Here is a 6,455-nt window from a genome sequence, read left to right as displayed (position 1 = left end):
TGCCTTATTCATCATAAAATAAAACCTCATATATGCCTGGAAAAAAAGAATACGCATTAACCTTTATCTATATTACAATCCTGATTGATATTATTGGGATAGGAATTGTTGCTCCTGTACTGCCCACCCTCATTTTAAAACTATCAAAGGGGAACTTAAGTACTACTACACAATATATTGGCTGGTTTATCTCCATCTATGCCTTAATGCAATTTATATTTGCTCCTGTGTTGGGAGGCCTTAGTGACCGGTATGGAAGACGTCCATTATTGTTATGGTCTTTATTAGGACTTGGAATTGATTATTTGATTCTTGCCATGGCACCCAACCTCATGTGGCTGTTTGCAGGAAGAATAATAGCAGGAATTATGGGATCCAGTATGACCACCGCTACAGCCTATGTCTCAGATGTCAGTACTCTTGAAAAGAAAAGTCAGAATTTCGGGATGATAAGCGCGGTTGCAGGACTTGGTTTAATAATAGGCCCCCTGATCGGAGGTGTGCTGGGGCAGTACGGAGAACGAATTCCCTTCTATGCCGCCGCCGCACTGAGCCTGCTTAATGTACTATATGGTTTCTTTGTTCTGCCGGAGTCACTTAAAGAGAACAACCGGAGACAGTTCTCCTGGAAAACAGTAAATCCGGTAGGAGCTATGAAAAGTATTAAAAAAGAAATACTTTCTCCCTCCCTTATTATTGCTTTTGTATTTATTGCTTTGTCGGGACACGCTATGCAAAGCACCTGGAATGTATATGGGATGGAAAAATTTCACTGGAAGGCAGATATGATAGGGTATTCATTAGGTTTTTTTGGTGTTTTAATGGTAATATCCCAGGGACTATTCATCGGATTATTCATTAATAAACTGGGGCAGAAGAAATCTGTTATGATTTGTTTATTGATGTATTGTGTCAGTTTGTTATTGTTTGCATTCATCAATGCATCATGGATGGCTTTTGTAGTTATGGTTCCTTATGCATTAGGAGGAATGGCTACTCCTATCCTTCAAAGTTTAATATCTTCCAATGTACCTGATCATAAACAAGGATTATTGCAGGGAAGTTTGTCCAGTATCGGGAGCATTACTGCTGTCTTTGGCCCCCTTATGATGACAGGGGTATTTGCTTATTTTACTTCCGGTAAAGCACCGGTTTTCTTTAGTGGGGCTCCCTTTATCTTTGCCGCATTTTTTGCTTTCATTGGAAGCTGGAGCATTTATTCATCATTCTCCCGGCAAAAATAGAAATAGACTCGAAATAATAATAGGTAATATTTTATATTCGTTATACAATGGGCTATTTTTTAATGAGCCCTTTTTGCTGTTTAAAAGAAAATGCTGGCTGAGCCTCAGCGGGACATCACCCCGGAACAAAGTGCAGCTATATTAAGAAATCTTCCCATCATTCATTACAGGAAAAAATAATAAATCAATATCTTTGAAAAGAAAAAGCAAATGATGATCCTGCTACGTACAGAATTTCGCTTTTCCCAATAAAATTATGGAACAGATTAAATTAATTGTGACGGACATGGATGGGACATTTCTCAACTCCAGCCATGAAATGAGCCCTGAGTTTGCAGAAGTTTATAAAGAACTGAAAAAAAGAAATATTGTATTTGTACCCGCAAGCGGAAGACAGATGCCGGGCATTACCCATTATTTCGGAGAAATAGAAAGTGAGATCGGTTTTATTGCTGAAAACGGTGGATACGTTATCTATAAAAATCAGGAGCTTTTTGCCGATACGCTTGAATATCAGCATATTGTTGATATTATTAAAGCTGTCCGCGAAATACCGGGTGCCAAAGCCGTATTATCAGCTAAAAAGATGGCTTATTATGAAACCGAAGATCAGCAGTTTGTAGACTTTTTCTCAAAATATTATACCGAAAACATGAAAAAGGACGACCTGACGGAAAAAATTGATGATACCGCCTTTAAAATAGCGGTTTATCACCCGGAAGGTTCCGAAAAACATCTGTATCCGGCCCTTAAAAGATTTGAGGAATTCGGCCTGGAAGTAGTGGTTTCAGGAGCACATTGGCTGGATGTTATGAATAAGGATATCAATAAAGGAAATGCTCTGAAAATCCTTCAGAAATCGCTGGGCATCTCACCAGAAAATACGATGGCCTTCGGGGATTATATGAACGATATAGAAATGCTGAAGAATGCCAAATATTCTTACGCCATGAAAAATGCCCATCCGAATGTGAAACAGGTAGCCAGTTTTGAAGCTTGTACCAATGATAGCTTCGGAGTTTTGAAAACGATTAAGGATTATTTGCATCTGAATTAATACCGCCATCTGGGTGTTTATTCTGAAAAGTTTCTCTTTTGAATACTTTTTTATCATAAAATATATGGAATGTTCTCATATCCATTTATCTGGCAAGCAGAAGTTGATGAACAAAGTATTCCTTATTGTATTATTACAGTAGACAAAAAGCTTTTGCCATGCAGGATTGAAGTTAAATTTATTTAATAAAAATACAGAAAAAAGTTGGAGTTAAAGAAAAAGTTTCTATCTTTGCAGTCCCTTAAATAAAGGGATTTTTATTAACAACAAAGGCCGACTCGGTAGCTCAGCTGGTAGAGCAATACACTTTTAATGTATGGGTCCTGGGTTCGAATCCCAGCCGGGTCACTTAAGGAGACAACTACTAAAGGTTGTCTCTTTTTTTTCTGCATATATTGATCAAATCAAGGAGTTAAAAGTAATTGATAATAAACAGATAATTGCAAAGTTACTTTTTAGTTTCTTGATCTGGCAGTTATATGCATCAGAAGTCAATAAGCTAATTTTTCATCCTATCAATCACATTTTTTTTGTAGAACTTTCCAATCGGCAGGTTTGTCCCGTTTTTTAAAAATAATTCGCCACCAGCAATTTTGGAAATCTCCTTCAATGCAACCAGATAAGACTTATGGATTCTGACAAACAGTTTGGGATCCAGTTTGTTTTCTACTTCCTGTGTAGTGATCTGGCTCATATACATTTTCTCAGCCGTGAAAAATTTTACATAATTGCCGTAACTCTGGGTATAGTATATCGAACTAAAGTCCAGTTTCACGATTTCATTATCCACTTTTATAACAAGGTGGTCAGCTTTTGATACAGGATAGTCTGCGTTGTTATTGGCCTGCTCTAAAATTCTTTTAGTTGACCCCAAACGGTTGATTACTTTATCAATTGCTGAAAGGAAGGTTTTAAAATCAAATGGTTTAACCAGGTAATCAACCACATCATATTTATAGGATTCCAGTGCATATTCTTTGTAGGCAGTAGTGAGGATCACAAAAGGTTTATTAGACATCGCTTCGAGCATTTCCATTCCCGTTAGACCAGGCATATTGATATCAAGAAACATAATATCCACCTGGTTATTATATACATATTCCATCGCTTCTACAGCGGTGTAAAAGGATCCGTTAAGTCTAAGTTGCTTAAGCTGGTTGATAAAATGCTCCAGTACGCGGTGGGCACCTTCTTCATCGTCAATAATAATACAATTTAACTGGTTCATATAAGCTGTTTTTGGAGTGGGATTATAAGCGCTGTTTCATAAGTGGTTTCAAACTGCTTTTCATTGAGGCTGAAATCACCATTGTATATAAAAGATAATCTTTGTTTAAGGTTATTTAGACCTACCTGTGTAGACGGTTTCTTAAGTTTTTTATCTGCCAGCGAATTATCAATGGTCATCAACAACTTATCGGATTTTAGTTCAATGTGAATATAAACAAACCAATTGGACAGGTTCTGGCTATGCTTAAAGCTGTTTTCGACCAGGATAATAAGAAGCAGGGGGGAGATTTGCCATACATTCATTTCCTCCGATGAATGATTGCATATAAACTGTATATCACATCTTTTACCGATTCGTTCTCTTTCCAAATCAATATAATTCCGAATGAAATTGATCTCGTCTGCCAGTGAGACTTTCGGAACGTTGCCATTTTCTATCTGGTAACGCATTAGCTCAGATAATTTGACAATAAGTCCCGGAGTCCGGTCCGGTTCCGTTAAGCTCACTCCATACAGGTTATTGAGCATATTAAAGAAAAAAATGTGGATTTAGCTGTGCATGAAGGAATTTTAGATTCATTTCATTGAGCAGAATCTGGTCCATACTTCTACGCTGTACTTCTAAGGCGTAACTCTGCATCAGTGACAGAGCCATTATGGTTGCTGTACTGATGATACAAATCACAAAATGATATAGGAAACCAAGTGCCAGTTCACCTGGTTCAAAAAAAATCAGGTTGAATCCAGTAGATGTTTGCAATAAAGAGAACAGATGCACCTGCCAGAATAACAGCTAACGAGTAAAAAATATAGCTGAAATATTTCCTGAGCAGATAAAATCTGAAGATAAAAAACCGATGAATCTGAGCCTGTACATACAGGATTACAAAAAAGACAAGGCCTTTTAAAAAATTTTCAAGGGAATTAATGAACAACCACTCGTGAAGCATAGTAAGAATATACATCGAACAGAAGATGATAATCTCCTGTCTCCATCTTTTTCGTTTGCTGATTGTCGTTGTATTCATAATATAAGTACCATTTTCAGATTCCAGATCATCATTGCTTATCACAAAATTTCATTGTATCATTTTCATCTTTCAAAATTCAGAAAATAAAAGTAATCCGGAAAATTAAAATGACAAACGTTTTTTGACATTTAATCAGGCCTATTCGTCAGTTTTATTTTTAAGCCCGCTGTATATGATTTTGTTTTGCAGTACTAAATTTTTGCAAATGAAAGAATTATTGAAAAACTTATGGAGGCAAATGATGGTGCTTACGGTCTTGTTAAATACAACACTTGTAATGGCCCAGACAGCAGCAAATGAAGTTGAAATTAAAGGAACTGTTATAAGCGGAAATGAAAATGTGGTACTGGCAGGAAGCACGGTGGTTATCAAAAATGCTGACGGGCGAATGGTAAGTTCGATGAACACGCGCAAAGATGGAACATTTAGCTTAAAAGTGAAGCCTTTGACAACGATCACTGTTGTCATTAATTATATTGGTTTTAACGACTATAATTCTGGTGCTATAACAATGAAACAAGAGGACATTGATCTTGGAAGAATATATCTGGATACAAAAAGTAACTTGCTTGAGGGAGTTACAGTAGTAGCAAGCCGGAAAAAGCCTTTGGTTCAAAGTGCTAGAGACAAGCTTATCTATAATGCTGCTTCGGACATCAGTAATAAATCAGGAAATGCAGCAGATGTATTGCGTAAAGCACCGATGTTGACTGTTGGGGCCAATGGTGACCTTAAGTTGCGGGGAAACTCTAATATTAAAGTCCTTATTAATGGAATACCTTCACGCATAATGGCAAAGAATCTGAAGGAAGCATTAAAAATGATTCCTGCAAGTTCAATTGTCTCTGTGGAGGTTATTACGAATCCGTCTTCTAAATATGAGGCAGAAGGTGCTGCTGGGGTCGTGAATATCATTACAAAAAAGAAATTAAAGGGAACCAGTGGAACTCTGGATATGACCGGAGGAAACCTGGAGCACACAGGAAATTTATCACTAAATATGAGTTCAGGTAAATTCAATTTTTCCGCTATGGGCAACTATAGTGTGGAACGTGAAAGAACGACTTCTTCTCTTACCAGGACAAATCTTAATAATGGAAAACAAATGGGATCCCTTTTTCAGGAATCAGATATGTTACAAACTACAAAGGGTGGTTCTGCGAGCCTTTCAGCTCAATATAAAATAGATTCCCTGCAGACCCTGGAAGCAAACTATTCTTATTGGAATGGTTCGTGGCCACAAAATGGTGGATTATATAATCGATATACTACTGCAAACCAATATCAGGAGTATAGACAAAAAACTGAGCAAAGCGGTAAATTCAATTTTTCAGAATGGGTCTTGAATTATCAGAAAAAATTTCACCGGGAAGGGCAGGAATTACAGATAATAGGTCAGGTTTCTACGGCCGCTGATGTTTCAAACTATACCACCGAACAGTATAAACCGGATGGTAAACCGGCCTTTATAGAGCAGGGACCCAATAACAGCAAGGAAAGAGAGTGGAGTGTTCAGGCTGACTATTCACACCCATTCGGGCAGGAAGGTAAGACATCACTGGAGACGGGTGTGAAATATCTGGGAAATACCTCCAGGAGCGTATATGAAGTTCTTAATAGTGCACTGCCTGTAGATCCAGATCGCTCGGGAAGTATGCAGTATAGACAGCAAATTTTTTTCAGCTTATGCCACTCTAAATTTTGATCTTGGAAATGAGTGGTCCTTACGCCCTGGAATCCGCTTTGAAAATACAGATATCAATGCGACATTTCAGAATAATGCTCCTTACACGAGAAAATTTTCTAATTGGGTACCCAATTTATTGGTCGTAAAAAAAATTAGGAGAGCGTCATGAAGTAAAATTAGATTATAATGAAAGAATCCGTCGCCCG

7 protein-coding genes and 1 tRNA gene are annotated in these 6,455 nt (G+C 37.5%); 5 read left to right on the top strand and 3 right to left on the bottom strand.

What is annotated here, in order from left to right:
* The first annotated feature begins 32 nt into the window (after positions 1-32).
* The 3 genes from HX13_RS11980 to HX13_RS11970 all read left to right on the top strand — a co-directional run bounded on the left by HX13_RS11980 (position 33) and on the right by HX13_RS11970 (position 2,649).
* Positions 33-1,244, top strand: a complete 1,212-nt coding sequence (locus HX13_RS11980) for a TCR/Tet family MFS transporter (protein ID WP_050021250.1) — start codon at positions 33-35, stop codon at positions 1,242-1,244.
* Between the two features lie 256 nt (positions 1,245-1,500).
* Entirely contained in the window at positions 1,501-2,301 is an 801-nt protein-coding gene (locus tag HX13_RS11975; protein ID WP_050021249.1) for an HAD family hydrolase, read from the top strand.
* A gap of 275 nt (positions 2,302-2,576) precedes the next feature.
* Positions 2,577-2,649 (top strand) — tRNA-Lys (locus HX13_RS11970).
* A gap of 151 nt (positions 2,650-2,800) precedes the next feature.
* Here the strand turns inward: HX13_RS11970 and HX13_RS11965 are convergent.
* From HX13_RS11965 to HX13_RS11955, 3 genes are all read right to left on the bottom strand, one after another.
* Complete coding sequence (locus HX13_RS11965) at positions 2,801-3,529, bottom strand: LytR/AlgR family response regulator transcription factor (RefSeq protein ID WP_050021248.1); 729 nt, start codon at positions 3,527-3,529, stop codon at positions 2,801-2,803.
* Positions 3,526-4,059 carry a sensor histidine kinase gene (locus HX13_RS11960; RefSeq protein ID WP_050021247.1) on the bottom strand — a complete coding sequence of 178 codons (534 nt, stop codon included), beginning with the start codon at positions 4,057-4,059 and terminating at the stop codon, positions 3,526-3,528. Before HX13_RS11960 ends, HX13_RS11965 begins: the two co-directional genes overlap by 4 nt.
* 194 nt (positions 4,060-4,253) lie before the next feature.
* Positions 4,254-4,604: a hypothetical protein gene (locus HX13_RS11955; protein ID WP_050021246.1), complete on the bottom strand. Its 351-nt coding sequence runs from the start codon at positions 4,602-4,604 to the stop codon at positions 4,254-4,256.
* Between the two features lie 163 nt (positions 4,605-4,767).
* Here HX13_RS11955 and HX13_RS24215 point away from each other — a divergent pair, with 163 nt between their 5' ends.
* A complete protein-coding gene (locus HX13_RS24215; RefSeq protein WP_238555274.1) occupies positions 4,768-6,267 on the top strand; it encodes an outer membrane beta-barrel protein in 1,500 nt (499 codons plus the stop codon).
* A complete protein-coding gene (locus HX13_RS25585; RefSeq protein ID WP_316931305.1) occupies positions 6,197-6,418 on the top strand; it encodes a TonB-dependent receptor domain-containing protein in 222 nt (73 codons plus the stop codon). The genes HX13_RS24215 and HX13_RS25585 overlap by 71 nt, the downstream gene beginning before the upstream one ends.
* The last annotated feature ends 37 nt before the right edge of the window (positions 6,419-6,455 follow it).

Origin of the sequence: Chryseobacterium sp. P1-3 (assembly GCF_000738495.1) — a bacterium.
Lineage (GTDB): Bacteria > Bacteroidota > Bacteroidia > Flavobacteriales > Weeksellaceae > Chryseobacterium > Chryseobacterium gallinarum.
This window is presented reverse-complemented; position numbering and strand designations above follow the sequence as displayed.

What these genes read in the sequence shown, in the direction of transcription:
- HX13_RS11975 (WP_050021249.1), top strand. Translation starts at nt 1,501, where the DNA reads ATGGAACAGATTAAATTAATTGTGACGGACATGGATGGGACATTTCTC.
- HX13_RS11980 (WP_050021250.1), top strand. Translation starts at nt 33, where the DNA reads ATGCCTGGAAAAAAAGAATACGCATTAACCTTTATCTATATTACAATC.
- HX13_RS11960 (WP_050021247.1), bottom strand. Translation starts at nt 4,059, where the DNA reads ATGCTCAATAACCTGTATGGAGTGAGCTTAACGGAACCGGACCGGACT.
- HX13_RS11965 (WP_050021248.1), bottom strand. Translation starts at nt 3,529, where the DNA reads ATGAACCAGTTAAATTGTATTATTATTGACGATGAAGAAGGTGCCCAC.
- HX13_RS24215 (WP_238555274.1), top strand. Translation starts at nt 4,768, where the DNA reads ATGAAAGAATTATTGAAAAACTTATGGAGGCAAATGATGGTGCTTACG.